Origin of the sequence: Pontibacter sp. JAM-7 (assembly GCF_048548695.2) — a bacterium.
Lineage (GTDB): Bacteria > Pseudomonadota > Gammaproteobacteria > Pseudomonadales > Balneatricaceae > Neptuniibacter.
In genome coordinates, this window is record NZ_JBLYIF020000070.1 from 1 (window position 1) to 241 (window position 241).

The window sequence follows — 241 nt, forward strand, 5'->3', positions numbered from 1 at the left end:
AGGAAAAGAAAGACATGCTGCGGCTCGCTGGGGCCGAATTGGTGCAAGTGCCAGCGGCGCCTTACCGCAATCCCAACAACTTTGTGCGCTATTCCGAGCGTCTGGCGAAAAAGCTGAACGAAACGGAGCCGAACGGTGCGATCTGGGCGAACCAGTTCGACAACGTGGCTAACCGTAAGGCCCATTTCGAGACCACAGGCCCCGAGATTTGGGAGCAAACCGAAGGCAAGGTCGATGGGTT

General features: G+C 57.3%; 1 protein-coding gene. It reads left to right on the plus strand.

The features are described from left to right. A partial coding sequence (locus ACFVYJ_RS13900; RefSeq protein WP_463255468.1) for a pyridoxal-phosphate dependent enzyme occupies positions 1 to 241 on the plus strand: 241 nt, incomplete at both ends.